This window comes from Streptomyces sp. NPDC048111, from assembly GCF_043202815.1.
Classification (GTDB): domain Bacteria; phylum Actinomycetota; class Actinomycetes; order Streptomycetales; family Streptomycetaceae; genus Streptomyces.
In genome coordinates, this window is sequence record NZ_JBIDBD010000008.1 from 133247 (window position 1) to 159712 (window position 26466).

Annotated in this window: 23 protein-coding genes, 1 tRNA gene and 1 pseudogene; 19 read left to right on the forward strand and 6 right to left on the reverse strand. The window is 72.3% G+C overall.

All coding sequences use genetic code 11. The features are described 5' to 3' along the window. Positions 1-21: 21 nt before the first annotated feature. From ACGF3I_RS16615 to ACGF3I_RS16630, 4 genes and pseudogenes are all read left to right on the forward strand, one after another. Positions 22-1623 (forward strand): annotated as a pseudogene (locus ACGF3I_RS16615) (APC family permease). Positions 1624-1779: 156 nt separating this feature from the next. After that, positions 1780-3423: an amidohydrolase gene (locus tag ACGF3I_RS16620; RefSeq protein ID WP_393132519.1), complete on the forward strand. Its 1644-nt coding sequence runs from the start codon at positions 1780-1782 to the stop codon at positions 3421-3423. A gap of 45 nt (positions 3424-3468) precedes the next feature. Continuing rightward, complete coding sequence (locus ACGF3I_RS16625; RefSeq protein WP_393132521.1) at positions 3469-4557, forward strand: S-(hydroxymethyl)mycothiol dehydrogenase; 1089 nt, start codon at positions 3469-3471, stop codon at positions 4555-4557. Beyond that, entirely contained in the window at positions 4557-5192 is a 636-nt protein-coding gene (locus tag ACGF3I_RS16630) for an MBL fold metallo-hydrolase (protein ID WP_393132523.1), read from the forward strand. Before ACGF3I_RS16625 ends, ACGF3I_RS16630 begins: the two co-directional genes overlap by 1 nt. Before the next feature lie 790 nt (positions 5193-5982). Here the strand turns inward: ACGF3I_RS16630 and ACGF3I_RS16635 are convergent. Continuing rightward, positions 5983-6960, reverse strand: a complete 978-nt coding sequence (locus tag ACGF3I_RS16635) for a pseudouridine synthase (protein ID WP_393132525.1) — start codon at positions 6958-6960, stop codon at positions 5983-5985. A gap of 194 nt (positions 6961-7154) precedes the next feature. Here ACGF3I_RS16635 and ACGF3I_RS16640 point away from each other — a divergent pair, with 194 nt between their 5' ends. The 5 genes from ACGF3I_RS16640 to ACGF3I_RS16660 all read left to right on the forward strand — a co-directional run bounded on the left by ACGF3I_RS16640 (position 7155) and on the right by ACGF3I_RS16660 (position 11141). Further along, positions 7155-8681 carry a beta-ketoacyl-[acyl-carrier-protein] synthase family protein gene (locus tag ACGF3I_RS16640; RefSeq protein WP_393132527.1) on the forward strand — a complete coding sequence of 509 codons (1527 nt, stop codon included), beginning with the start codon at positions 7155-7157 and terminating at the stop codon, positions 8679-8681. A 377-nt stretch (positions 8682-9058) separates the two neighbouring features. Beyond that, on the forward strand, positions 9059-9268 hold the full coding sequence (locus ACGF3I_RS16645; RefSeq protein WP_393132529.1) for a hypothetical protein: 210 nt from the start codon (positions 9059-9061) through the stop codon (positions 9266-9268). Beyond that, positions 9252-9776, forward strand: coding sequence for a DUF6879 family protein (locus tag ACGF3I_RS16650; protein WP_393132531.1), 525 nt, complete (start codon positions 9252-9254; stop codon positions 9774-9776). Before ACGF3I_RS16645 ends, ACGF3I_RS16650 begins: the two co-directional genes overlap by 17 nt. After that, positions 9766-10599, forward strand: a complete 834-nt coding sequence (locus ACGF3I_RS16655; RefSeq protein WP_393132533.1) for a helix-turn-helix domain-containing protein — start codon at positions 9766-9768, stop codon at positions 10597-10599. The genes ACGF3I_RS16650 and ACGF3I_RS16655 overlap by 11 nt, the downstream gene beginning before the upstream one ends. Before the next feature lie 305 nt (positions 10600-10904). Further along, a complete protein-coding gene (locus ACGF3I_RS16660) occupies positions 10905-11141 on the forward strand; it encodes a hypothetical protein (RefSeq protein ID WP_393132535.1) in 237 nt (78 codons plus the stop codon). Between the two features lie 217 nt (positions 11142-11358). On the opposite strand, the gene ACGF3I_RS16665 is transcribed toward ACGF3I_RS16660, so the two are convergent. Continuing rightward, a tRNA-Leu gene (locus tag ACGF3I_RS16665) sits at positions 11359-11446 on the reverse strand. 185 nt (positions 11447-11631) lie between these two features. Between ACGF3I_RS16665 and ACGF3I_RS16670 the strand changes: the two genes are divergently transcribed. From ACGF3I_RS16670 to ACGF3I_RS16680, 3 genes are all read left to right on the forward strand, one after another. Beyond that, positions 11632-12963, forward strand: coding sequence for a M20/M25/M40 family metallo-hydrolase (locus ACGF3I_RS16670; protein WP_393132537.1), 1332 nt, complete (start codon positions 11632-11634; stop codon positions 12961-12963). A 183-nt stretch (positions 12964-13146) separates the two neighbouring features. Then, positions 13147-13380 (forward strand): chaplin, encoded by a 234-nt coding sequence (locus ACGF3I_RS16675; protein WP_100577050.1) that lies wholly within the window; start codon positions 13147-13149, stop codon positions 13378-13380. 137 nt (positions 13381-13517) lie between these two features. After that, positions 13518-14357 (forward strand): chaplin family protein, encoded by an 840-nt coding sequence (locus ACGF3I_RS16680; RefSeq protein ID WP_393132539.1) that lies wholly within the window; start codon positions 13518-13520, stop codon positions 14355-14357. 89 nt (positions 14358-14446) lie between these two features. On the opposite strand, the gene ACGF3I_RS16685 is transcribed toward ACGF3I_RS16680, so the two are convergent. Further along, a complete protein-coding gene (locus ACGF3I_RS16685; protein ID WP_100106356.1) occupies positions 14447-14635 on the reverse strand; it encodes a DUF5703 family protein in 189 nt (62 codons plus the stop codon). Between the two features lie 47 nt (positions 14636-14682). Here ACGF3I_RS16685 and ACGF3I_RS16690 point away from each other — a divergent pair, with 47 nt between their 5' ends. Continuing rightward, entirely contained in the window at positions 14683-15351 is a 669-nt protein-coding gene (locus ACGF3I_RS16690; protein ID WP_393132541.1) for a hypothetical protein, read from the forward strand. Positions 15352-15479: 128 nt separating this feature from the next. On the opposite strand, the gene ACGF3I_RS16695 is transcribed toward ACGF3I_RS16690, so the two are convergent. Both ACGF3I_RS16695 and ACGF3I_RS16700 read right to left on the reverse strand, forming a co-directional pair. Next, positions 15480-17822, reverse strand: coding sequence for a helix-hairpin-helix domain-containing protein (locus ACGF3I_RS16695; protein ID WP_393132543.1), 2343 nt, complete (start codon positions 17820-17822; stop codon positions 15480-15482). After that, a complete protein-coding gene (locus ACGF3I_RS16700; RefSeq protein WP_393132545.1) occupies positions 17819-18802 on the reverse strand; it encodes an aldo/keto reductase in 984 nt (327 codons plus the stop codon). Before ACGF3I_RS16700 ends, ACGF3I_RS16695 begins: the two co-directional genes overlap by 4 nt. A gap of 169 nt (positions 18803-18971) precedes the next feature. Between ACGF3I_RS16700 and ACGF3I_RS16705 the strand changes: the two genes are divergently transcribed. After that, complete coding sequence (locus ACGF3I_RS16705) at positions 18972-20027, forward strand: LLM class F420-dependent oxidoreductase (protein WP_393132547.1); 1056 nt, start codon at positions 18972-18974, stop codon at positions 20025-20027. A 235-nt stretch (positions 20028-20262) separates the two neighbouring features. Next, positions 20263-21051, forward strand: coding sequence for a ferritin-like domain-containing protein (locus tag ACGF3I_RS16710; RefSeq protein ID WP_393132549.1), 789 nt, complete (start codon positions 20263-20265; stop codon positions 21049-21051). A gap of 92 nt (positions 21052-21143) precedes the next feature. Here ACGF3I_RS16710 and corA read toward each other — a convergent pair whose 3' ends face one another. After that, entirely contained in the window at positions 21144-22139 is a 996-nt protein-coding gene (corA, locus tag ACGF3I_RS16715) for a magnesium/cobalt transporter CorA (RefSeq protein WP_393132551.1), read from the reverse strand. A gap of 59 nt (positions 22140-22198) precedes the next feature. On the opposite strand from corA, the gene ACGF3I_RS16720 reads away from it, so the two are divergent. From ACGF3I_RS16720 to mshC, 4 genes are all read left to right on the forward strand, one after another. Further along, positions 22199-22885 (forward strand): histidine phosphatase family protein, encoded by a 687-nt coding sequence (locus tag ACGF3I_RS16720; protein ID WP_393132553.1) that lies wholly within the window; start codon positions 22199-22201, stop codon positions 22883-22885. A gap of 68 nt (positions 22886-22953) precedes the next feature. Next, positions 22954-23544: a DUF3090 domain-containing protein gene (locus ACGF3I_RS16725; RefSeq protein WP_393132555.1), complete on the forward strand. Its 591-nt coding sequence runs from the start codon at positions 22954-22956 to the stop codon at positions 23542-23544. Beyond that, entirely contained in the window at positions 23508-24329 is an 822-nt protein-coding gene (locus ACGF3I_RS16730) for an SCO1664 family protein (protein WP_393132557.1), read from the forward strand. Before ACGF3I_RS16725 ends, ACGF3I_RS16730 begins: the two co-directional genes overlap by 37 nt. A gap of 903 nt (positions 24330-25232) precedes the next feature. Further along, complete coding sequence (mshC, locus tag ACGF3I_RS16735) at positions 25233-26462, forward strand: cysteine--1-D-myo-inosityl 2-amino-2-deoxy-alpha-D-glucopyranoside ligase (RefSeq protein WP_393132559.1); 1230 nt, start codon at positions 25233-25235, stop codon at positions 26460-26462. Positions 26463-26466 lie beyond the last annotated feature (4 nt).

Consider the following 26466-nt stretch of genomic DNA (forward strand, 5'->3'; position numbering starts at 1 on the left):
CCCTAGTGACCGGCGCGCCTTATGACAACGCCGTTGACGCACCCGCTCCCCCCGGAGTTCGATGTGCCGCCATCGGGGCCGAACAGCGCCCCCGGCGAAGGAGCGTCCGTGCGCACTCCCCACGGCATTCCCCACGGCAGTGACGACCCACCCCAGCTCCGCAAGAGCCTCGGCGTCCTCGACTGCGTCGCCATCGCCGCCTCCTCCACGGCGGCCACCACCAGCATCGGCATCGGACTCGGCGTGACGGCCGGCGCCGTCGGACCACACCTCCCGATCGTGATGCTGCTCGCCTTCCTGCCGATCCTCGGCATCGCGAGCGCCTACACCCGGCTCAACAAGGTCGAGCCCAACATGGGCAGCGGCTATGTGTGGGTGGGCCGCTCGCTCAGCCCCTGGCTCGGCTTCCTGACCGGGTGGATCGGCATCGTCTCCACCGTGGTCTTCCTCGCCTACACCACCGCCGTCACCGGCTCCGCCCTGCTCCAGCTGGCCGGCGAGACGGGCTTGCACACGCTCGGCGGGCTGCGGCTCGACCCCGACTCCACGGCCCAGTCCACCGCGATCGGCATCGTGGTCCTGGTCGCCGTCACCTTCACCGCGGTCGTCGGCACCCGCTCGGCGGCCACCCTCTAGAAGTGGCTCCTCGTCTTCGAGTACGCCGTGCTGCTCGGCTTCTGCGGCTACGGACTCCTCAAGGGGCCCCACCCCTTCAGCCTGGACTGGCTGAACCCGTTCACCATTCCCTCGGGCCAGGGCCTCGCCCAGGGACTCCTGCTGTCCGTCTTCTGCTACTGGGGCTTCGAGTCGACGTTCAGCGTGAACGAGGAGGTCCGCGACCCCCAGGACGCCTCCAGGGCCGGGCGCATCACCCTGTTCACCATGCTCGGCCTCTTCCTGCTCGGCTCCTTCGCCTTCCAACGGGTGCTCAGCCAGGACGAGTTGATCGGCCACGGCGCCCAGGGGCTCACCTACTTCGGTGACCGCCTCGCCGCCCAGCCCCTCGCCGCGCTGCCCCTGGTGGCCCTGACCTTCTCGGCGGTGGCCTCGCTCCAGTCCGGCGTCATCCCCACCGTGCGGGGCATGTTCGCGATGAGCCGGGACCGCACGCTCGGCCCGCTCTGGCTCCGGGTCAGCCCCCGGTACGGGACCCCGGCCGCCGGCACGGTCGCGATCGGCTGCGTGGCCGCGGCCATCGCCGTCCTGTCGCTGCTCATCCCGAGGATCGGCGATCTGATCCTCGCCTCCGTCAACGCCATCGGGATCGTCGTGTCCCTGTACTACGCGCTGACCGCCCTGGCCGCCGCGAGCCGCTTCCGCGGGGCGCTGGGGCAGGGTGCGGTCGAGGCCGTCCGGGCCGTCGTGCTCCCGGCCCTGAGCGCGCTGTTCCTGCTCGGTCTCGGCGCCTACCTGGCCTGGACGTTCTACACCTCGGCCGACCACTTCGAGGTCGGTCCGGACAACGGGTGGTTCATGCTGATGTGCCCCGCGGTCATGGTGTTGAGCGGCTTCGTGGTCGCGGCCTGGGCCAAGTGGGCAAGGAAATCACCGTACTTCGAGACCGGCCGCTCCACCATGGAGACCGATCCGGCGCCGCTCGGCCCCTCCCCGGAAACCGTCTGAACCGCACCCCGGCACCGCCCCCGCGCCGCTCGCTCCGGCACCCGACCCCGCCCCGCTGCCTGACCGGCCCCCTGGGTAGAAGACCCCTCCCCGCTGCCCGCCCGACCTCCGCACCCGACCCCGCCGCACCCGACCCCGCACAGAACGGAACCCCGCATGCGCCACACCCCCGCCGACCTCGTCTTCACCGGCGGCCCCGTCCTCACCCTGGACGCCGCCCGCTCGCGTGCCACCACCGTCGCCGTCACCGGCGAGCGCATCACCGCCGTCGGCCACGACGAGGTGCGGGAGCTGATCGGGCCGCGGACCGAAGTCGTCGACCTGGCGGGCAAGTTGCTGGTCCCCGGCTTCCAGGACGCCCATGTCCACCCCGTCTCGGCCGGCCTCGAACTGGCCCGGTGCGACCTGACGGGCCTGCACACGGCGGACGAGACCCTCGCGGCCGTACGCTCCTACGCCGAGGCGAACCCCGGCCAGGAGTGGATCACCGGGGGCGGCTGGTCGATGGAGGCCTTCACGGGCGGCAGCCCGACGCGCGACCTGCTCGACCGCGTCGTCCGCGACCGGCCCGTCTACCTGCCCAACCGGGACCACCACGGCGCCTGGGTCAACACCCGCGCCCTGGCACTCGCCGGCGTCACCCGGGACACCCCCGACCCGGCCGACGGACGCATCGAGCGCGACGCGTCCGGCGAGCCGACCGGCCTCCTCCAGGAGGGCGCGATGAACCTGGTCGGCCGGCTCACCCCGCGCTCCACCCCCGCCGACCGGCTCGCCGCCCTGCTGCGCGCCCAGGCCCACCTCCACGCGTACGGGATCACCGCCTGGCAGGACGCGATCGTCGGCACCTTCGGCTCGATGGACGACCCGGCCGACGCCTATACGACCGCCGCCCGCGACGGCTCGCTGACCGCGCGGGTGGCCGGCGCCCTGTGGTGGGACCGCGAGCGCGGCGCCGAGCAGATCCCCGAACTGGTGGAGCGGCGGCAGGAGTTGAGCCACGGCCGGTTCCGCGCCGGATCGGTGAAGATCATGCAGGACGGCGTCGCCGAGACCGGCACCGCCGCCCTGCTCGGCCCCTACCTCGACGCCTGTGGCTGCGCCACCGCCAACACGGGCACCAGTTTCGTGGACCCGGACCGACTGCGCTCCTACGTCACGCAGTTGGACGCGCTGGGCTTCCAGGCGCACTTCCACGCGCTCGGCGACCGCGCGGTGCGCGAGGCGCTCGACGCGGTGCAGGCGGCGCGCGAGGCGAACGGCTGGCGCGACACCCGCCCGCACCTCGCCCACCTCCAGATCGTCCACCCCGACGACATCGACCGCTTCCGCGCCCTCGGGGCCACCGCCAACATCCAGCCGCTGTGGGCCTCCCACGAACCCCAGATGGACGAGCTGACCATTCCCTTCATCGGCGCCGAGCGGGCCGGGTGGCAGTACCCGTTCGCGGCGCTGCTGGCCTCCGGCGCGACCGTGGCGGCGGGCTCGGACTGGCCGGTCAGCAGCCCGGACCCGATGCAGGGCGTCCACACCGCCGTCAACCGGATCGCCCCGGGCGAACGCGGCCCGGTGTTCCTGCCCGCGCAGCGCATCACCCTGACCGCGGCCTTCGCCGCGTACACGGCGGGGACGGCCCATGTGAACCACCTCGACGACACCGGCTCGGTCCGCGCGGGCGCCCTCGCCGACCTCGCGGTGCTCGACCGCGACCCGTACGCGGGCCCGCCCGAGGCGATCGGCGACACCCGGGTGCACGCGACCTACGTCGCGGGGCGACGCGTGCACCAGGTCTCCTCATAGGGTGTATTCCTGATACGTCCGACGGCAGGAACAGGGAGTGGCGGCATGGCGCAGCAGGTCCGAGGGGTCATCGCACCGGGGAAGAACCAGCCGGTGCGAGTGGAGACCATCGTGGTGCCCGACCCGGGCCCCGGTGAGGCCGTGGTGAAGGTCCAGGCCTGCGGCGTCTGCCACACCGACCTGCACTACAAACAGGGCGGCATCAACGACGACTTCCCGTTCCTGCTCGGCCACGAGGCGTCCGGCGTCGTGGAGTCGGTGGGCGAGGGCGTCACCGACGTCGCGCCCGGCGACTTCGTGATCCTCAACTGGCGTGCGGTGTGCGGAAGTTGCCGCGCCTGCCTGCGGGGCCGCCCGCAGTACTGCTTCAACACGCACAACGCGCGGCAGAAGATGACGCTCCTCGACGGGGGCGCCGAGCTGTCGCCGGCCCTCGGCATCGGGGCGTTCGCCGAGAAGACCCTGGTCGCGGCCGGGCAGTGCACCAAGGTCGACCCGGCGGTCTCGCCGGCCGTCGCGGGCCTGCTGGGCTGCGGCGTCATGGCCGGCATCGGCGCGGCCATCAACACCGGCAACGTCGGCCGGGGCGACTCGGTCGCCGTCATCGGCTGCGGCGGCGTCGGCGACGCGGCGATCGTGGGGGCGCGGCTCGCGGGCGCGGCCCGGATCATCGCCGTCGACATCGACGACCGCAAGCTGGCGACGGCCCGGACGATGGGCGCCACGCACACCGTCAACTCCCGCACCCAGGACGCCGTCGAGACGATCCGCGAGCTGACCGGAGGCAACGGCGCGGACGTCGTCATCGAGGCGGTCGGGCACCCCGAGACGTACAAGCAGGCGTTCTACGCCCGCGACCTGGCGGGCACGGTCGTCCTGGTCGGCGTGCCGACCCCGGACATGACCCTGGAGCTCCCCCTCCTGGACGTCTTCGGCCGCGGCGGCGCACTGAAGTCCTCCTGGTACGGCGACTGCCTGCCCTCCCGCGACTTCCCCATGCTGATCGACCTGCACCAGCAGGGCCGCATCGACCTCGGCGCGTTCGTCACCGAGACGATCGCGCTCGACGAGGTCGAGAAGGCCTTCGAGCGGATGCACGAGGGCGATGTGCTGCGATCGGTGGTGCAGTTCTGATGGCGGTCCGCGCGCGCATCGACCACCTGGTCACGTCCGGCACCTTCTCTCTCGACGGCGGGACGTGGGACGTCGACAACAACGTCTGGATCGTCGGGGACGACGAGGAGGCCGTCGTCATCGACGCGGCGCACGACGCCGAGGCGATCCTGGCCGCCCTCGGGGGCCGCACGCTGCGGGCCATCGTGTGCACGCACGCCCACAACGACCACATCGACGCGGCGCCCGCCCTCGCCGACGCGACGGGCGCGCCGATCCTGCTCCACCCCGCCGACCTCCCGCTCTGGAAGCAGACCCACCCCGACCGGCTCCCGGACGGCGAACTCGCCGACGGCGAGGCGGTGTTGGTGGCGGACGTGGCCCTGAAGGTCCTGCACACCCCCGGCCACGCGCCGGGCGCGGTCTGCCTGTACGCCCCCGCGCTCGGCACGGTCTTCACCGGCGACACCCTGTTCGCCGGCGGCCCCGGCGCGACGGGCCGCTCGTTCTCGGACTTCCCGACGATCATCGCGTCGCTGCGGGAGAGGGTGTTGTCGTTGCCGGGGGGGACGGTGGTGCGGACGGGGCACGGTGAGGAGACCTCGATCGCCGCCGAGGCCCCCCACCTCCCCACCTGGACCTCCCGAGGCCACTAACCCCCTGGGGCCCAGCCCCGGCCCCCTCCCGGCTCCCCGGCTCCCCGGCTCCCCGGCTCTCGTGCTGCGCAGAGCCCCGCTTGCGCCCGGGGGGGGGCGGGTGCTGGGTGCGCCGTTCCCCGCGGCCCTTGGGGGTGCTGGGGGGGGCTGGGGGTGGCCGGTTTTGCGCAGTTCCTCGCGCCCCTGGCGGGGCTTGGGTGCTGGGGGTTTGTGCGTTTCTCCGTGTGGCTGTCCTCTCGGCCGTGTGCGGGTCGTGGTCGCTCTTCGCGCAGTTCCCCGCGCCCCTTGGCGGGGCTGGTGTTGGGCGGGTTGCGAGGTGCCCCGCCCCCAGAGCCCCTTCGGTCATGTGCGGACCGTGGGTGCTTCTCGCGCAGGTCCCCGCGCCCCTAACGGGACCGGTGCTGGTCCGCATGCGCATCCTCAGCCCGTCCGGCGTTTGAGGACGAGCGCCGTTCAGGCGCGAAGGGGGGTCCGGGGGCGCAGCCCCCGGAAGGGGTGCAGGGGCGGAGCCTCCGCGCGGGGGTGCTGGGGGCGGAGCCCCCGCCGGGGTTCGAGGGGCGGAGCCCCTCGGGGGGTCTGGGGCGCAGCCCCAGGGCCAGCACCCTCCAACCCGCTGCACGGGCGGGCGGGTGGGCAAACCCCCCGGGGGTGCAGGGGCGAAGCCCCGCCGGGGTTCGAGGGGCGGAGCCCCTCAGCGGGTCTGGGGCGCAGCCCCAGGGCTCAGCTGATCCAACCCGCTGCACGGGCGGGCGGGTGGGCAAACCCGCCGGGGTCCGAGGGGCGGAGCCCCTCAGCGGGTTTGGGGCGCAGCCCCAGGGGCCGGGCCCGAACCCGGGGCAAGCTGCGGCCACTCCGCAAGCCGCAACCCACTCTCGAACCGAACCACACCCCCCTCCACCGGATCGGTGAACTCCAGCGCCCGGGCAAGCAGTTGGAGCGGCCGGTCGAAGGACTCCCCGGCGTCCGGCAGCACCACCGGGTAGACCGGGTCGTGGAGGATCGGCAGGCCGAGCCGGTTCATGTGGACCCGCAGCTGATGGGTGCGACCGGTGGCGGGCAGCAGACGGTAGCCCCCGAGATCACCGTGCCGGGCGGCGAGTTCGACCCGGCTCTCCGCATTGGGCTCGCCCGCCTCCTCGTACGCGGCGATCACCCCGCGCTCCTTCACGATCCGGCTGCGCACGGTCGCGGGCAGCGAGACCCCCGCGTCGTACGGCGCCACCGCCTCGTACTCCTTGCGCACCCGGCGCCCGCCGAACAGGTTCTGGTACGCCCCCCGGTCCTCGGGCCGCACCACGCACAGCACGAGCCCCGCCGTCAGCCGGTCGAGACGGTGGGCGGGCTGGAGCGTGGGCAGCCTCAGGTCCCGCCGCAGCCGGGCCACAAGGGTCTCGGTGATGTGCCGGCCGCGCGGTGTGGTGGCGAGGAAGTGCGGCTTGTCGGCGATGACGATCCGCTCGTCCCGGTGGACGATCCCCACCTCGAACGGCACCGGCACCTCCGGCGCGAAGTCCCGGTGGAACCAGACCGACGTTCCGGCCCGGTACGCCTCCGTGCCGTCCAGCGCCCCGTCCGTGCCGACGAAGCGCCCCTCGCGCAGCATCGCGTCCACCCGCTCCGCGCCGATCGCCCCCGCGAACCGGCCGCGCAGATGGTCACCGACCGTGGGCCAGGCTCCCTCCGGATCCGCGGGCAGCCGCACACGCACCGGATCGATGCCGTTGCGCTGCGCGAGCGGGGCGGCCGGGGTCCTGGATCTGCGTCTCACGGAACCAGAGAACCCCACCCGACCCCGCCGGAGCAAGAGAACCCCAGGTCAGCGAGACAGCAGCCGGACCCCAGCGGTCGGTCGGCCGCAGGGGGCCCACTCCCTGGCCTGCTATCCGGGCGAACGGGAGGCATGCTGCCTGAGGAGATTGTGCGTAATTTTCGTACATGGCGTAAACGACGCGAAGGTCTGCAATGAGCGAAGAGTCGGTTATGGGTGGTGCGTGCTGGCTGCTCACCACGGGTGAACTGGTCCCCGGGGACGTCATCGCGACGGACCCGGACGGCCCCTGGCTCGTCGTGGTGCGCACCGCGCCCGCGACCGAGACGAAGACCCGGCTCCAACTGCGCCCCCTGACCGGCGGCCCCGACCTGGAACGGGTGCTGCCGCGCTACGAACGGCAGGTCGTCCGCACCACGCGGGTGGACCCGGCCGATCTCCCCGACCCGGCCCAGCGGGTGGACCCACGGCGTCGCCGGGTCGTGGTGACCGGCCTCGGCGCGGTCAGCCCGCTCGGCGGCGACGTACCCGAACTGTGGCAGGGCCTGCTGGACGGCCAGTGCGGGGTGTCGGTGATGGAGGGGCCCGAGTTCGACGGCCTGCCGGTGCGGCTCGCGGCCCCGGCCGCGATCGACCCCGCGGGCCTGCTGCCCAAGCCGGTCGCGCGCCGGATGAACCGCTCGGCGCAGTTCGCCCTGCTCGCGGCCCGCGAGGCCTGGCGCGACGCCGGCCTCGACCCCGGCGGCACCGTCGCCAGCGGGCTGCGCCCCACCCGTACCGGAGTGTCGATGGGCACGATCATCGGCGGCGCGCCCGTGATGGTGCAGAGCCGGCTCACGCTCGACGCGCGCGGCCCGCGCGCGGTCTCCCCGCACACCAGCCCCATGACCGTGCCGTCCGCCGCCTCCGCCCAGATATCCCGGGACCTCGACATCCGCGGCGAGGCCAGGACGTTCGTCTCCGCCTGCGCCTCGGGCACCGAGGCGATCGGGCAGGGCATCGACGCGATCCGGTCCGGCCGGGTCGACCTGGTCGTAGCGGGCGGCACCGAGGCCGTGATCACCCCCGAGATCCTGGCCGCCTTCGCCGCGATGCGCGCCGTCTCGACCCGCAACGACCAGCCGGAGCACGCCTCGCGGCCCTTCGACGAGGCCCGCGACGGATTCGTCCTCGGTGAGGGCGCGGGCGTGCTGGTCCTGGAGGACGAGGAGCACGCCCGGGCCCGCGGCGCCCGCATCTACTGCGAGGCGGCGGGCTGGGGCCTGTCCGCGGACGCCTTCCACATGGCGGCGCCCGAGCCGGAGGGCCGCGGCATCGAGGCCGCGGTGCGCTCCGCCCTCGCGGACGCCGGTGCCACGCCCGGCGACGTCGCCCACGTCAACGCGCACGCCACCGCGACCGCCGAGGGCGACCGCACGGAGGCCCTCGCGCTCGGGCGGCTCTTCGGCAGCCATGTCCGCGACATCCCCGTCACCGCGAACAAGGGGGCCCTCGGGCACCTCCAGGGCGCGGCGGGCGCGGTGGAGGCCATCGCCGCAATCCTCACCCTGCGGGACGGTCTGATCCCGCCGACCGTGGGCTGCGACCACCCCGAGGAGGGCCTCGGCCTCGACGTCGTCCGCGAGACGCCCCGGGCCCTGCCGCCGTGCGGCGACATCGTCCTGAGCAACTCCTTCGGCTTCGGCGGCCACAACGCGGTCCTCGCCTTCCGCCGCTTCTGAACGCGCGACGGGGCCGCACAGCGCGTCCGGGTGGGAGCGAGGGCGGGGTACAAGGTGCGGGCGGCCCGAAACGCGAAAGAACCCCACCGAGGTGGGGTTCCTGCTGGTGTCCGAGGGGGACTTGAACTCTCCACTCGGACACCAGCACTTTAGATAGCTGACCTGCAAGAACATGGCCGACACGCGGGAGAGTTGACGGCCCCTGTTGGTTATGCGTTGGTCACGTAGCCAACCCTCAGGCGCTCGTGACTAGTCAGGATGCAAGATCGTCTACCCGACAACGCGAATATTGGCGAAGTGCCATAGACCTGGCATGCGGGCCCGGCCTACCGTCCTCCTGGCGGCAGGGAACGCCCCTGCACCCGAGGAGGGGAATCATGGCGCGTGAGGAACTGACCCGCCTTACCGGCAACGTCGGCGGACCCAACTGCGACGACGATGATTGTCCGAACGTCTACCGGACGAAGGGCGGCTCGATCGTCGTCCAGGGCGACGTGTCCGGTGCGTTCACTCCACCCTCGGGCGAGGGACTGGTGGAGATCCCGGAGCACATTTTGAGGGAGGCTGTTCATGCTCTTGGATGGTGACGGCTGGCGCCGCTTCTTCGACGCCTTCGAGCGCGAAGCGTGGCGGTTTGAGGCGCAGCCCACGTACACCATGCCCAAGGAGCAGGAAAACGTAGCCCGCTTCCTGCGCGGTGAGGACAAGCCCACCGGCCACAATGCCCGCTGGCACGAACGAGTGCGCGGGTACGTCGAATCCGGTAAGTACATCGGACGTGTCCGCATCGTGCGTCAGCCGCTCACCAACTACCAGCGATATCAATTCGCCTGGGGCATCCCTGGAAACATTTCTGCTGGGGAAGACATTCGCATCTTGGATGTGACGTGTGGCGACTTCGGGTTGCCGCTCTCAAGCCGAGATTGGTGGATGTTCGATGATTCCCGCATCGCTCATCTGAACTTCCGCCCGGACGGAAGTCAGGTGAATCGCGAAGCGTACGAAGGTGAACTGGCACCCTACCGGGAGTGGAAGCGGGTCGCCCTGGAGCATGCAGTACCTTTCGAGGAATACGTGAGAGGCCTTGACGCTTGACCCTGACCAGCTAGGCCAGTCGAAAGCTGACCTAGCGGAAACTCTCCGCGGCATCCGAAAGCGAGCCGGGCGTACTCAAGTCTGGCTCGCTCAGCGCTGCAATATCTCTCAGACCAAGCTGAGCAATATCGAGACTGGTCGAGTCACCCCTGGTCTTGTCGATGTCGAGTTGATTCTTAGAGCCCTCGATGCGCCTCCGGAACTCTTGGCCGAAGTTACCGCCCTGGCGCGGCTGGCCAATACAGAGTGGCAAGGTAAGCGGGCGTCGTGGCGAAGAGGGCTGGAGAAGCGACAAGCCGAGCTGGCCAGCCTTGAAAGGGAAGCCTCGGCGCTCCGCTACTTCCTGCCTGCGATGGTGACGGGACTCCTTGCCACACCTGAATACATCAGGGCCAGCCTCAGCAACTCTCCAGTGGATACAACCAAGACAATCGCCAGGAAGCTGGAACGGCAAGCGGTCCTCTACGAAGGCACGAAAAATTTCACATTTCTGCTAACAGAACAAGCTGTCAGGTGGGCTGTTGTCCCGCCTGTAGCCATGGCCGTCCAGATGGATCGGCTCGCCTCAATTTCCCACCTGTCCAATGTGCGTATCGGGGTCATCCGTACAGGAACAATTATGGGTCGTGGGCCCATGAACACCTTCACCGTTTATGACCAACGGCTAGCGACTGTCGAGACATTCACCGGCCGTATCGTTTTCCAGGACGCCAGGGATATTGCGGAACACCTCGAAGTTTTCCGCATGTACGAGCGTCACGCATTGTTCGGCGACGAAGTCAGAGATTTGCTCGGCCGGTGGGCCGCGGACTGCCGCGCGTGATCATTTACCCCACAATGACAATAAAGGCGGGGCAACGGCAACAGCGGGCAGACACTTGTCAGGCACCAACGACGGCGCCGACGAGAGGGAGCCATGACCACTCCGTTGAAGTACCCACAGCCCCCCGTGGAGTTGCCCGGGGCGGTGGAAGCCTTTCTGTACGACTGCACGCCGGCCGATGACTGTGGGGTATGCGTGGCGCTCGGGACGGAGCTGGAAGAGGCCAGGGCCGCTGAGAGGTGGCGTGACGCGTACGACGCTGCGGCGGAGGTGCGGAACCACCCGCACGCGAAGCGGGGCCGTCGATGATGAACACCCAGGACTGGCACGCGGCGTGGGATCACGCGCAGGACGCGACGGACGCGCTCAGAGTGGCCCTGAGTGACTTGGGGGCCGGGGCGTCTCAGCTCATGCACCTGCGTCCCATGGTGACCCGTAGAGGGACGGCCTGGGTGGACGTGGGTCAGTTGCCCGCCGATCTGGCCGTGAAGCTGGCGGAAGTGATCCGGGTCGGGACCCTCGACAACATCGGTCGCTCATGAGCCAACAGGCTGCCTGCCCGCGCGATGACTGCCCGTACCTTGTCGGTCGGAGCCGCGGTGCGGGTCTTGTGCTCGCCTGCCGCTACGAGGGCGGCGACGGCCCGGCCCGGCCTCTCACCCCTGGTCTGACCAGGCAACTCTCTGGGCTGTCGGGCTCGTGGTCGGTCACGCCACACCCCGGAAAAGCAAAAAACCCCAGCTCAACTGGGGTCTTAGCTGGTGTCCGAGGGGGGACTTGAACCCCCACGCCCGATAAAGGGCACTAGCACCTCAAGCTAGCGCGTCTGCCATTCCGCCACCCGGACAAGGTGTCTGTCTCGCGGGCCGTGCCCGTTCCGACGTGGAAAACAATAGCAAACATCCGGGGGTGCTCGATCACCCCTTTGGCCTGCGTGAACTCCGCATGTCGGCGGGATGCCGCCCTTGGGCGCCGAGGAGGTCGGAGGGAGGATGGGGAGGGACCACACGAGCGACAGCGGGAGGAAGCAGCGTGAGCGAGTCGAGCACGACCCGGACCGGCGGCGTGACCGGCGAGGACGAGGTCGTCGACCTCTGTCGCGAGCTGATCAGGATCGACACCAGCAACTACGGCGACCACTCCGGACCCGGCGAGCGGGCGGCCGCGGAGTACGTGGCGGAGAAGCTCGCGGAGGTCGGCCTCGAACCGAAGATCTTCGAGTCGCACAAGGGACGCGCCTCCACCGTGGCCCGGATCGCGGGCGAGGACCCCTCGCGCCCCGCGCTGCTCATCCACGGCCACACCGACGTCGTGCCGGCCAACGCCGACGACTGGACCCACGACCCCTTCGGCGGCGAGATCGCCGACGGCTGTGTGTGGGGCCGTGGCGCGGTCGACATGAAGGACATGGACGCGATGACCCTCGCGGTCGTCCGCGACCGCCTGCGCAGCGGCCGCAGGCCCCCGCGCGACATCGTCCTGGCCTTCCTCGCGGACGAGGAGGCCGGCGGCACCTACGGGGCCCGCTTCCTCGTGGACAAGCACCCCGAACTCTTCGAGGGCGTCACCGAGGCCATCAGTGAGGTCGGCGGCTTCTCCTTCACGGTGAACGAACAGCTGCGGCTCTACCTGGTCGAGACGGCTCAGAAGGGCATGCACTGGATGAAGCTCACCGTGGACGGCACCGCCGGACACGGCTCGATGATCCACAAGGACAACGCCATCACCGAGCTGTCCGAGGCCGTGGCGCGCCTGGGCCGCCACAAGTTCCCGGTACGGGTGACCAAGACGCTGCGGCACTTCCTGGACGAGCTGTCGGACGCGCTCGGCACCGAGCTCGACCCCGAGAACATGGACGACACGCTCGCCAAGCTCGGCGGCATCGCCAAGCTGATCGGCGCCTCCCTGCAGAACACCGCCAACCCGACTCAGCTGGGCGCCGGTTACAAGGTCAACGTCATTCCGGGCCAGGCCACCGCCCATGTCGACGGGCGCTTCCTGCCGGGCTACGAGGAGGAGTTCCTCGTCGACCTCGACCGGATCCTCGGGCCGCGCGTCAAGCGCGAGGACGTGCACGCCGACAAGGCCCTGGAGACCACGTTCGACGGCGCCCTGGTCGACGCGATGCAGACCGCGCTGCGGGCCGAGGATCCGATCGCGCGCGCCGTGCCGTACATGCTCTCGGCCGGTACCGACGCCAAGTCCTTCGACGACCTCGGCATCAGGGGCTTCGGCTTCGCACCGCTGAAGCTGCCCCCGGAGCTGGACTTCGCCGGGATGTTCCACGGCGTGGACGAGCGGGTTCCGGTGGACGGTCTGAAGTTCGGGGTGCGCGTGCTTGACCGGTTCATCGATGCCTCCTGACGCCCCTACGGGGTGGCCGGGCTCGAACGTGTGCGGACGCCGGCCCGCCGGATTCGTCCGGACGTACGCATTCGACTGAAAAGAGTGAATGCACTCATATGCTCGTAGCCCCATAACTTCCCCCTCGTTACAGGGAGTGCGGTCCGCGGCTGGGATCGCACATATGCCAACAAGGAGGAAGTAATGATCAAGAAGGTCGTCGCTGCTGCGGCTGTCACTGGTGGTCTGGTTCTCGCGGGTGCGGGTCTGGCTGTCGCCGATGCGGGTGCTCAGGGTGCCGCGGTGAACTCCCCGGGTGTCGCTTCCGGCAATGTCATCCAGGTCCCCGTGCACATCCCCGTGAACCTGTGCGGCAACACGGTCTCCGTGATCGGGCTGCTGAACCCCGCCTTCGGCAACACCTGCGTCAACAAGTGACGTTGTGCCTCAACCCGTGAGGGTCTGAGCCGGGCGGCCCCGGAGTGCGCGCCATGCACTCCGGGGCCGCCGGCGTTCCGGCCCGGGCGCGACGGCGCGGCCGGGCATTCCGCAAGGCAGAGGGCAGGGAACGAATCATGCGACAGGTCACCCGCAAGGGACTGATCACCATGGCGGCCGCGAGCGGCGTCATCGCCATGGGCAGCGGCGCCGCACACGCCGACTCGGCGGCCCGGGGCGCCGCCTCCGACTCGCCGGGCGCGCTGTCCGGCAACGCCGTCCAGGCGCCGGTGCACGTGCCGGTCAACGCCTGCGGCAACACCGTGAACGTGATCGGCGCGCTCAATCCGGCGTTCGCCAACCACTGCGCCAACACGGGCGGCGGGCGGCACGCGGGCGGCGCGTCAGCCCGCGGTCACGCCACCAACTCGCCGGGCGTGGGCTCCGGCAACCACATCCAGGCACCCGTCGACGTCCCCGTGAACCTGTGCGGCAACAGCGTGAGCGTGGTGGGCATCGGCAACCCGGCGTTCGGCAACGACTGCGCGAACGTCGAAGGGGGCCACGGCGGGCACGCCCAGCACCCCGGGCACCCGGGCCAGCCGGGTCACCCCGGGCACCCCCAGCACCCGGGCCACCCCCAGCACCCGGGCCAGCCGGGTCACCCCGGGCACCCCCAGCACCCGGGCCACCCCCAGCACCCTGGGCAGCCCGGTCAGGAGCACCCCGGGGTTCCGCAGCAGCCCGGTGTCCCGCAGCACCCGGTCGGCCCGGTCTCGCACCGGCCCGGCACGCCCACGGGGACGGTCGGTGTCACACCGGGCGCCCCGGCCGGCCCGGCCGTGGCCGCGCCGCACGCCCCGGCCGCCCAGCTGGCGCACACCGGCTCGGACGGCATCGGCTACGCCGTTCCGGCCGCCGCGGGACTGCTCCTCGGCGGAGCCGTGCTCTACCGCAGGGGCCGCGCCGCGCAGTAGCGGCGGCGACCCCAACGGGCCGTCCACGACGGTCCTCGCGACGGAGCGGGCCCCATGCGTGAGGGGCCCGCTCCGTCATGTGTCCACGTTCACCACGTGGCGCGCACCTGGCGGATGATCCGCCTGCGGAGCCGCACCCTGCGGCTGCCGTCCCGGTGCAGAGTCAGTCGGTCCAACTCCCAGTGTCCGTACTCGGCATGGTCGGTCAGCAGACGCGTCGCCTCCTTGCGGGAGACCCCGCGGGGGACGTACACGTCGACAAATTCGTATTCCGGCATCGCATCTATTGTGCGGGCAGAGGCCCGGTACGGATAGCGTCTGCACTATGTCTGATGCTGCGCAGCCCACCGCTGCCGAGGTACGTGCCGCCGCCGAGGCGGTCAAAGCCGCGCTGGACCGTCACCTCGATGCGGTGGAACGCCGCACGGGGGACGACGATCCCGATGTGTACGAGGCCTTCAACGCGCTCGCGGCGGCGGCCGAGGCGTACGACGAGCGGCTCTACGACCGCTACGACGAGGTGACCCCCTTCGAGATCCCCGGGGCGGACGACACGCTGCCCCCCTACGCCGGCCCCGAAGAGCCCAACGCCCTGAGCGTCCTCATCCGGCGCGACTACGCCGTGGCCGAGCCGCAGCGGCTGCTCGCCCAGGCCCAGCGCATCACCGACCTCGACCCCGAGGCGGTCGAGGACGAGCACTCCGCCCCGGCCGTCGCCACCAGCGTCCACGCCGCGCTCGGCGTGCTCTTCGGTGAGTACGAGCCCGATGAAATCGCCTCGCGGCACAAGGAGTTCGGCCTGGAGGAGGGCGACTCCACGCTGTGGGTCTCGGCCGCCGACGAGCTGCCGGAGCCCGGCGAGTGGCTGAGCACCCCGTTCGACCACGCCGATCCGCAGCGCGTGGTGTGCCGCTTCGACGTGAGCGCCGTCTTCGACGAGGAGGACCTCGACGACGACCTCGACGGGGAGGACGGCCTGCGGTCCCCCTCCTGACCTGGCCGGACAGGACGAGGGCTGCCACCCGCGCGACGAGGGCACCCACGTGACGAGGGCCGCCCACCGCGCGTACGACGCGGTGGGCGGCCCTCGGCATTCGGCATGGGGAACACGGGCCGTGCGGGCTACTCCGCGGGCTTCACCAGGCCGTGCAGGAGCGGGGTGAGGCGGGTCGTGCGGGGCGCGGGGAGCAGCTCGGCCACCGCGCGGGGGAGGGCCTGGTCCACGCCGTGGACGACGGACAGGTGCCGCTCGGCGCGGCCGAACGCCGTATAGACCCAGGCCCGGTTGAGGCCCTGCGCCGCGTCCCCGGGCAGCACCGCGACCACCGCGGGCCAGCGCATCCCGACCGCCTGGTGCGCGGTCAGCGCCCAGCCGTGCCGCACCGCCGCCTCGACGCGCTCCTTGGGCACCAGGACGGGCGTGCCGGCGCAGTCGAGCCGCAGGCCCTCCGCGTCGGCCCCGGTGACCGTGCCCACCACCGTGCGGCCGGGAGCCTGCGCGTACGCGGCCCGGTCCCCGGGGTCGAAGCCGCCGAACCGGCCGGGGCCGGGGTTGAGGCGCTGCTTGAGGGCCGCGTTCAGGGCGCGGGTGCCGGCCGAGCCGCCGTGGCCGACCGTGATGACCTGGGCCTGCTCGACGGGGATGCCGAAGGCCCGGGGGATCGAGTCCGCCAGGAGCTGGACGCAGCGGTGCACGGCCTCGCCCGCGTCCCGCACCGGGACGATGACGACCTCCTTGCCGGGCGCCTCCACCTGGTTCAGCTCGCCGATGCCGATGCCCGACACCAGCTCGCCGACGGGCCCCGGGTCGGGCAGCCGCGAAGCCACGACCGGGCAGATCCGGGCCGAGAGCACGTCCTGGAAGACCAGGCCCGCGCCGGCCGGGCCGAGCACGCCCGGATCTCCGCTCAGCACCAGCCGGCAGCCGTCGGGCAGCGACTCCACCAGGACGGCCGCGGTCTCCACGTCGAGCTGTGTCGCGTCCTGTACGACCAGCACGTCGAGGGCGAGCGCGCCGTCCGCGTCCCGGCCCGGGCCCTCGCCGCCCAGCAGGCCCGCGACCGTGAACGCGGCCAGTGGGCCGGTCAGTTCGGCCAGCCGGCGCCGTCCGTCCGCGGTGTGCGCCGCACCCGCCGCGCGCAGCCCGGCCGCCGCGGCGGCGCTCACCACCGCCGCCGACTCGGCTCGCGCCGCCTCGCCGCCGGTGTGCGCCACCAGACCGCAGGCCGCGACCGCGCGGACCAGCTCACCGCCGTCGGGCCAGACCGAACCGTCCTGTGCCACGGGGGAGTTGAGCAGCCGGGCCAGGCCGTCGGCGAGGCTCTCCTCGGCCAGTGCGTACCGGTCGAGCCCGAGCAGGACCTCGACCGGCTCGGCGGGCTCGGCCGCCTCGACCGTCCCGTCCTTGTTCTCGTCCTCGGGATCCGCCGCGGGTTCCGGCTCCTCTTGCGCCAGGCCGTCCTGGAAGACCAGCACCACGCCCTCGGCGATGGCCTGCTGCACCGCCTCGTCGGGATCGGGCACCGAGCGCCCGGCCAGGGCCGCGCGCACCGCTTCGGCCGTCAGGGCCGTGTGCCCCTGCTCCGCGGCCCGTTCGAGGATCCAGCCGACCAGCGCGGCCGACCTGCGCTCGTCGTCGGGGCGGCACTCGGCGCCGAGCAGCGCCCGCGCGAACCCGTCCGCCTGCTCGGGCCGCACCCCGGGCACGGCGAGGAGCTGCCACGGGTCCGCGTCGAGCCGCTCGGCGGCCTGCTCGCCGAGGGCCGCGGTGGCCTGGCCGGCCAGCGTCTCGGGGGCGCCGCCCCGCGCCAGGACCTGGCGTACGGCGGTGAGGGCCTCGGCCGACGTGGCGGGCGCCCCGGCCGGTTCGGCCGCGCGGGACCGTACCGGGGCGGACTCCTGCGCGGGGCCCGGGGCGGGCCTGCGGGGCGCCGGGGGCGGGCCTTCGAAGAACGCGGCACCCGACTTCTCACCGCTCTCCACGGCCCGGACCGCCGCGAGGAGGTCGGCCGCCTGCCCGCTCAGCTTGGTGCCGGCCGCGATGGGGGCGTCCTTCTCGGCCTTGCGCTGCTCGATCCTGGCCCGCAGCTCCCGCTGGGCCGCGAGCTCGGCGGCGGCCTCGGACACCTCGGGAGCGGCCTCCGCCTTGGCCACCCCTTCCGTGACCTCGGCTCCGTCCGCCCCCTCGGCGCTCTCCGGGCCTTCGGCGGCGCCTTCCGCGGCCTCGGCCTGTTCGGCGCCTTCCGGACCCTCCGCTTCGGCGTCGCCTTCCGCCACCTCGGCCTCCTCGGCACCTTCCGCGCCCTGCGCTTCGGCGGCGTCCGCCCCGGTGTCCCCGCTGCGGGGTCCGGCCTCCTCGGCCCCGTCGCCGTCCGCACCGGTGTCCGCGGCGGCGGGGGCCGCCTCCGGCTCGGCGGGTTCGTCGGCCGTGGATCCAGGGGCCGAGCCCTGGGGAAGCGCAGTCACAGCGTGCTCCAGTCCTGATCGGGATAGCGGTGCACGGGCGCCGACACATCGTCGAGCGCCTGGCAGATCTCGTCAGGAAGACTAAGGGCCTCCACTGACAATGCCGCCGCGAGCTGCTGCGCGGTGCGCGCGCCCACGATGGGCGCCACCACTCCCGGACGGTCCCTCACCCAAGCGAGCGCCACCTGAAGGGGTGTCGCCGCGAGCCCGTCCGCCGCTATGGAGACGGCGTCCACGATCCGGCTCGCCGCGTCGTCGAGGTAGGGGGCCACGAACGCGGACAGGCCCTCGGACGCCCCGCGCGAGTCCGACGGCGTCCCGTGCCGGTACTTGCCCGTCAGGACACCGCGCCCCAGCGGCGACGAGGGCAGCAGCCCGACCCCGAGGTCGAGGGCGGCCGGCAGCACCTCGCGCTCCACGCCCCGTTGCAGCAGGGAGTACTCCATCTGGGTGCTGGCGAGCCGGGTGCGCAGGCCGGGCGCGGCGAGCTGCCACGTCGCCGCCTTGGCCAGCTGCCAGCCGCTGAAGTTGGAGATGCCCGCATAGCGCGCCCGTCCGCTGCTGACCGCGATGTCCAGCGCCTGGAGGGTCTCCTCCAGTGGTGTGCCGCAGTCGAAGGCGTGCACCTGCCAGAGGTCCACGTAGTCCGTACGCAGGCGTTCGAGGGAGGCGTCGAGCGCGTTCAGGAGATGGCCGCGCGAGCCGTCGAAACGGCGGTCGGGGTCGGGCACGCTGCCCGCCTTGGTCGCCAGGACCAGGTCCCGGCGCGGCACGAGGCGCTCCGTCAGCGCACCGAGCAGGTACTCCGCGTCGCCGCCGCCGTACACGTCCGCCGTGTCGACCAGCGTCCCGCCCGCCTCCCAGAACGCCTTGAGGAGGTCGGCGGCGTCCTGCTCGCCGACGTCCCGGCCCCATGTCAGGGTGCCGAGACCGATCCGGGATACACGCAGGCCCGTGCGGCCGAGATGCCTCTGCTCCATGGGCGCTGAGATTACTGGCCAGGGGCCCACGGGGAGAGAGCCTGTGGACAACTCGGCCCTGCCGCATAGCGCCCGCGCGCGCTAGAGTCCCCGCACAGGAACGTTACTCATGAGTAAGACGCGGGAACGGACGCGTGCGTGCGCGTCACGACGAGTAAGGGGATCGGCCATGCGGCTCGGCATCAACCTCGGCTACTGGGGCGCGGGAATGGACGGCGACAACCTCGCCGTCGCCAAGGAGGCGGACAAACTCGGCTACGACGTCTGCTGGGCCGCCGAGGCCTACGGCTCGGACGCCCCGACCGTCCTGGCCTGGGTCGCGGCCCAGACGGAGCGCATCGACGTCGGCTCCGCGATCCTCCAGATCCCGGCCCGCCAGCCCGCCATGACCGCGATGACGGCCGCCACCCTCGACTCCCTGTCCGGCGGCCGCTTCCGCCTCGGCCTCGGCGTCTCGGGGCCGCAGGTCTCCGAGGGCTGGTACGGCGTCAAGTTCGACAAGCCGCTGGCCCGCACCCGGGAGTACGTCGAGATCGTCCGCAAGGCGATGACGCGCGAGCGCCTGTCCTACGAAGGGGAGCACTGGACGCTGCCGCTGCCCGGCGGCCCCGGCAAGCCCATCAAGCTGACCGTGCACCCCGAGCGCGAGCACATCCCGCTCTACATCGCCGCGATCGGCCCGAAGAACCTGGAGCAGACCGGCGAGATCGCCGACGGCGCGCTGCTGATCTTCCCGGCCGCCGAGCACATCGAGGCGACCGCCATCGCGCACATCCGCGCGGGCCGCGAGAAGGCCGGGCTCACCATGGACGGCTTCGACGTCTGCCCGACGCTGCCGATCTCGCTCGGCGCCGACGCCGATGTCGCGGCGCTCGCCGACATGTTCCGCCCGTACACCGCGCTGTACGTCGGCGGCATGGGCAGCCGCAAGCAGAACTTCTACAACCAGCTCGCCCAGCGCATGGGGTACGAGAAGGAAGCCGCCGAGATCCAGGACAAGTACCTGTCCGGCGACAAGGCGGGCGCCGGCGCCGCGGTGCCGCAGCAGCTCATCGACTCGACCACGCTGCTCGGCTCGGTCGAGCGGATCGCCGACCGGATGCAGGCGTACGCCGCCGCCGGCGTCACCACCCTGACCCTGGCCCCGGCCGGCTTCACCCTGGACGAGCGGCTCGCCTCGCTGCGCGCGGGCACCGAGGCGCTGGAGCGCGCGGGTCTCGCGTAGGGGCACCGCCAGAGGGTTTCCGCGGCCGTGGTGGGGGCTCGGGGGTCTTCCCCGCCACGGCCGTCACGACGGACAACGCGCGCGGGGACGGCGCGGTTACGGCGGCGCGGGCACCGCACATTCCTTCGTTCGGCCCAGCGTGGCCCGACCCCTGTTGCCGGGCCCGGCACGCCGCATTTGACTCGGTCCTGACTCGGATCCGCAGAGTCCTGTGCGCACCCCCGGAGGTACGGCGATGCTCTCGGCCAAGAGCCTGTTCCAGGAGATCCTCGACAACGACGAGTCGTTCCGGCTGTTCTGCTCCATCGCGGCCGGCGGCGAGGCCCAGGGCGGCTGGGAGAACGGCCGGATCGCCGCGCTGCTGCCCGACAAGTGCCGGGAGCTCGCCCCCAAGGCGGCGCGGCACGGCGCCGACGAGGACAAGCACGGGCGGATCTTCACCGCGCTCCTGAAGAAGCGCGGTCTGAGCCCCGTCTCCGTACCGGACGACACCGACTACACGATGCTCCTGGAGCGCCGCGGCATCGGGCTCGCGCACACCCGGCTGCGGGGCGACGAGCCGCTCACCGAACGCGAGGTGGTGGTCTACCTCGCGCACAGCAGGGTCACCGAGCAGCGCGCGTCGGAACAGATGCGACTGCTGTGCCGGCACTTCGGCGACCACCCCGAGCTCGGGCGCGCGGTACGCATGATCTCCGCCGACGAGGACAACCATCTGGCGTACTGCCACGAGGAGTTGCTGCGGCTGGCCCGCGCCGGACACGGGCCCGTCATCCAGCGGGTGCTGCGCGAGTGCGCGCTCGCCGAGATCCGCGTCTACCGCGATGTCAGCCTCGCCGTGATGTCCCGCATGGGCGCCGTCCTGGGCTGGCCGCGCCCCAAGGCGAAGGCCCTCCAGGCAGGGATCCACGCGGTGTACGCCTATGAGCGGCTCACGGGATGGCGGCGGATGGTCTCCCTCACCATGCCGCGGCGCCGCAACGCCCTGGGCGGCCCCGCCGTCGCCGCACCCGGCCTCGCCTAGGCAGCCACCGCTACAGCCGGCCGCGCCGCTTGAACCGGCGGAACAGGCCGATCACAGCCGGCCGCGCCGCTTGAACAGGCGGAACAGGCCGATCACAGCCAGCCGCGCCGTTTGAACAGGCGGAACAAGCCGATCTCCAGGACCACCATCAGCGCGATCAGGGCCGGATAGCTCCACCCCCAGTGCAGTTCCGGCATGTGGTCGAAGTTCATGCCGTAGATGCCCGCCAGCATGGTGGGGACCGCCGCCATCGCCGCCCACGCCGAGATCTTGCGCATGTCGTCGTTCTGGCGGACGCCCACCTGCGCCAGATGCGCCGACAGGATGTCCGAGAGCAGCCGGTCGAGGCCCTCCACCGCCTCGTTGGTCCGCATCAGATGGTCGTCCACGTCACGGAAGAACGGCTGTGACTCCGCGTTGACGAACGGCACGCCCGCGCTCGCCAGGCGCTGCACGGGCTGCGCCAGCGGACCGGTGGCCCGGCGGAACTCCAGCACCTGGCGCTTGAAGGTGTAGATCCGCGAGGCGGTGTCCTTGGTGTCGCGGCTGCCGACCGGCGCGAAGACCTGCGCCTCCAGCTCCTCCAGGTCGGTCTGGAGCTCGGCCGCCACCTCCGTGTAGTGGTCGACGACCGCGTCGCTCACCGCGTACAGGACGGTGGTGGGCCCGTGCTTGAGCAGCTCGGGCTCGGCCTCGAGGCGCTTGCGCACCGCCTTCAGCGGAGCGCCCTCGCCGTGCCGCACCGTCACCACGAAGCCGTCGCCCACGAACACCATCAGCTCGCCGGTGGTCACGGTGTCGCTGTCCGGCTCGTAGACGACGGGCTTGAGCACCATGAACAGCGAGTCGTCGTACACCTCCAGCTTGGGCCGCTGATGCGCCTTGAGGGCGTCCTCGACGGCCAGTTCATGCAGCCCGAACTCGGTGCTGACCAGCTCGAACTCCTGCTCCGTCGGCTCGTGGAGGCCCACCCACAGGAAGCTGTCGCCGGAGCTGCGCGCCTGGGTCAGGGCATCGGAGAAGTCCGTCGGGCCCTCGGTGCGGCGGCCCTCGCGGTAGATGGCGCAGTCGACGATCATCGAGGGCATCCTCCCGCGAACGGGAGCCGCCCGCACCCCTGGTGCACCGGACGCCTAGGCTGGCGCCCATGGCCACGCTGATCCTCGTACGCCACGGACGTTCCACCGCCAACACGGCGGGGGTGCTGGCCGGCTGGACGCCGGGTGTCGCCCTCGACGAGCGCGGTGCCGCCCAGGCCGCCGCCCTGCCCGCCCGGCTCGCCGGGGTGCCGCTCGCCGCCGTCGTCACCAGCCCGCTGCAACGCTGCCGGGAGACCGTACAGCCGCTGCTCGACGCGCGCCCGGGCCTGCCGCTGCACCCCGAGGACCTGATCGGGGAGTGCGACTACGGCGACTGGTCGGGCGGCAAGCTCGCCGAGCTCTCCGGCGACCCGCTGATGGAGGTGGTGCAGCAGCACCCGTCCAACGCGGCCTTCCCCGGCGGCGAGTCGATGCGCGCGATGCAGGCCCGCGCGGTCGGGGCCGTACGGGACTGGAACGAGCGGATCGAGACGGAGCACGGCCCCGACGCGGTGTATGCCATGTGTTCGCACGGCGACATCATCAAGTCCGTGGTGGCGGACGCCCTCGGCATGCATCTCGACCTCTTTCAGCGCATCTCGGTGGAACCGTGTTCCCTGACCGTGATCCGCTACACGCGGCTGCGGCCCTACCTCGTCCGCCTCGGCGACACCGGGGACCTCGCCTCGCTGGCGCCCCGCGAGACCCGCCCGGACGAACAGGCCGAGGTCGGTGGCGGTGCGGGAGCACCGTGATCGCCGGGCGCAGTAGGGTGGTCGCGCCGAAAACCGCCGCTCCAACTCCGAACTAGGGAGACCAGAACGTGTCCCGTCAGGTGTTCTTCTACGACCCGCCGGACCGTTTCGTGGCCGGCACGGTCGGGCTCCCCGGGCGCCGGACGTTCTTCCTCCAGGCGTCCGCGGGCACCCGCACCACCAGCGTGGCCCTGGAGAAGACCCAGGTGGCGGCGCTCGCCGAACGGATCGACGAGCTGCTCGACGAGGTCGTGCGCAGGACCGGCGGAAACGCTCCTGTGCCGGCCGTGGCCCCGCCCGACGTCACCGACACCGCGCCGCTCGACTCGCCGGTCGAGGAGGAGTTCCGGGTCGGCACCATGGCGCTGGCCTGGGACGGCGACGAACAGCGCATGATCATCGAGGCGCAGGCCCTGGTCGAGCTGGACGCCGACACCGAGGACGATCTCGCCGAGGCCGAGGAGCGGATGCTCCAGGACGAGGAGAACGGCCCGCCGATGCTGCGGGTGCGGCTCACCGGAGCCCAGGCCCGCGCCTTCGCCAAGCGGGCGCTCGACGTCGTGAACGCGGGCCGGCCGCCGTGCCCGCTGTGCAGCCTCCCGCTCGACCCGGAAGGACACGTATGCCCGCGCCAGAACGGATACCGCCGGGGAGCCTGACCTCCGTCGAGCTGCTGACCCGTGGCGAACTTACCGTCCTCGGCCGGATCCGCGAGGCGTCCAACGCGGTCCTGTACTGCTCGGTGACGCTCGGGGACGAGAGCGCGCACTGCGTCTACAAGCCCGTGGCGGGGGAGCGCCCGCTGTGGGACTTCCCCGACGGCACGCTCGCCCAGCGCGAGGTCGCCGCGTACGAGGTGTCGCGCGCCACCGGCTGGGACCTGGTGCCGCCGACCGTGCTGCGCGACGGTCCCCACGGCGAGGGCATGGTCCAGCTGTGGATCGAGCCGGCCGAGGGGGACTCCGGGCTGCTCGCGCTCGTCGAGGACGAGGAGCCGGCCGAGGGCTGGAAGGCGGTCGGTTTCGCCGAGGTCGGTGAGGGGCGCACCGCGCTCCTCGTGCACGCCGACGACGAGCGGCTGCGGCGGCTCGCGGTGCTCGACGCGGTGATCAACAACGGGGACCGCAAGGGTGGGCACCTGCTTCCGGCGCCGGACGGGCGGTTGTACGGGATCGACCACGGGGTGTCGTTCCACGTGGACGGGAAGTTGCGGACGCTGTTGTGGGGGTGGGCGGGGGAGCCGCTCACCTCGGAGGCGGTGGGCGCTCTGAAGGGCCTGGCCGAGGCCCTTCGACCCCGGGAGCCCCTTGCTCTGCGGCTCGCCGCGCTGATCACGGAGTCCGAGCTCCACGCCCTCCGCACCCGAGTGACCACCCTCCTGGCCACCCCCACCCACCCCACCCCGTCCCCCGACTGGCCCCCCATCCCCTGGCCCCCCATCTAGCCCTGAGCCACGCCTCGGCCCCGTCGGTGGTGTGCGGGCCGTCGGTCGTGTGCGGGCCGTGGTCGCTTCTCGCGCAGTTCCCCGCGCCCCTGGGGGTGCTGGGGGTAGCCCGGGGTTTGCGCAGTTCCCCGCGCCCCCAACCCCCTGGCCGTCCGCGGACCGCGGTCGCTTCTCGCGCCGTTCCTCGCGCCCCCAAACCCGCTGTCGGCCTCGCGCCGTGCATGGCTGGTCGCGCAGTTCCCCGCGCCCCTGACAGGACCGGTGCTGGGCCGCACGTGTAGCCCGGCCTGGCTCGCGCAGTTCCCCGCGCCCCTTAACTGCCTGGTGCTGGCCCGCACCGGGCACTTCAGCCCGTCCGGCGTTTGAGGACGAGCGCCGTTCAGGCGCGAAGGGGGGTCCGGGGGCGCAGCCCCCGAAAGGGGTGCAGGAGACGAAGTCCCCGCGCGGGGGTGCAGGGGGCGGAGCCGCCGCCGGGTTCGAGGGGCGGAGCCCCTCAAGGGGGTCTGGGGCGCAGCCCCAGGGCCAGGCACCCTCCAGCCCCCTCCACGGGCGGGCGGGTGGGCAACCCCCTGGGGGTTTGGGGCGGAGCCCCAGGGGCCGAACCCTTCAACCCCCTGCACGGGCGGGCGGGTGGGCAACCCCCTGGGGGTTTGGGGCGGAGCCCCAGGGGCCGAACCCTTCAACCCCCTCCACGGGCGGGTGGGTGGGCAAGCGCCCCGGGGTCTGGGGCGGAGCCCCAGGGAGCCGGGCTTATCCGACCCCCTGCACGGGCGGGCGGGTGGGCAACCCCCCCCCCGCAGGGCCGGCCCCTAGCAGCCCAGGGCGCCCCGGGCAAGGCGGGGGATTCGGCCAAGAGCGGGATCCGGTTCGTATCCGGAACGTGCGTCCGGTTACGCTCAAGACATGCATGCCTGGCCCGCTTCTGAGGTCCCCGCCCTGCCCGGCAAGGGCCGCGACCTCAAGATCCACGACACCGCGACCGGCCACCTGGTCCCCCTGGACCCCGGTCCCGTCGCCCGTATCTACGTCTGCGGCATCACCCCGTACGACGCGACCCACATGGGTCACGCGGCGACCTACAACGCGTTCGACCTCGTTCAGCGCGTGTGGCTCGACACCAAGCGGCAGGTTCACTACGTCCAGAACGTGACGGACGTGGACGACCCCTTGCTGGAGCGAGCCGTCCGCGACGGCAAGGACTGGGTGGAGCTCGCCGAGGGCGAGACCGCGCTGTTCCGCGAGGACATGACCGCCCTGCGCCTGCTCCCCCCGCAGCACTACATCGGCGCCGTCGAGGCGATACCCGGCATCGTCCCGCTCGTCGAGCGGCTGCGGGACGCGGGCGCGGCGTACGAACTCGACGGCGACGTCTACTTCTCCGTCGAGAGCGACCCGCACTTCGGCGGCGTCTCGCACTACGACGCCGACGTCATGAGGGCGCTGTCCGCCGAGCGCGGCGGCGACCCCGAGCGCCCCGGCAAGAAGAACCCGCTCGACCCGATGCTGTGGATGGCCGCCCGCGAGGGCGAGCCCAGCTGGGACGGCGGCACGCTCGGCCGCGGTCGCCCGGGCTGGCACATCGAGTGCGTCGCCATCGCGCTCGACCACCTGGGCATGGGCTTCGACGTGCAGGGCGGCGGCTCCGACCTGATCTTCCCGCACCACGAGATGGGCGCCTCGCACGCCCAGGCGCTGACCGGCGAACACCCCTTCGCCAAGGCGTACGTGCACGCCGGCATGGTGGCCCTGGACGGCGAGAAGATGTCCAAGTCCAAGGGCAACCTGGTTTTCGTCTCCAAGCTGCGCCGCGACGGCGTCGACCCGTCGGCGATCCGCCTCGCCCTGCTCGCCCACCACTACCGGTCGGACTGGGAGTGGACCGACCAGGTGCTCCAGGACGCCGTCGAGCGCCTGGGCCGCTGGCGCGCCGCCGTCTCGCGCCCCGACGGGCCGTCCGCGGACGGGCTGGTCGAGGAGGTCCGCGAGGCCCTCGCCCACGACCTGGACGCGCCGGCCGCCCTCGCGGCGGTCGACCGCTGGGCCGCCCGGCAGGACGCCGAGGGCGGCACCGACGAAGCCGCCCCCGGCCTCGTCTCCCGTACGGTCGACGCCCTCCTCGGCGTCGCCCTCTAGGCCC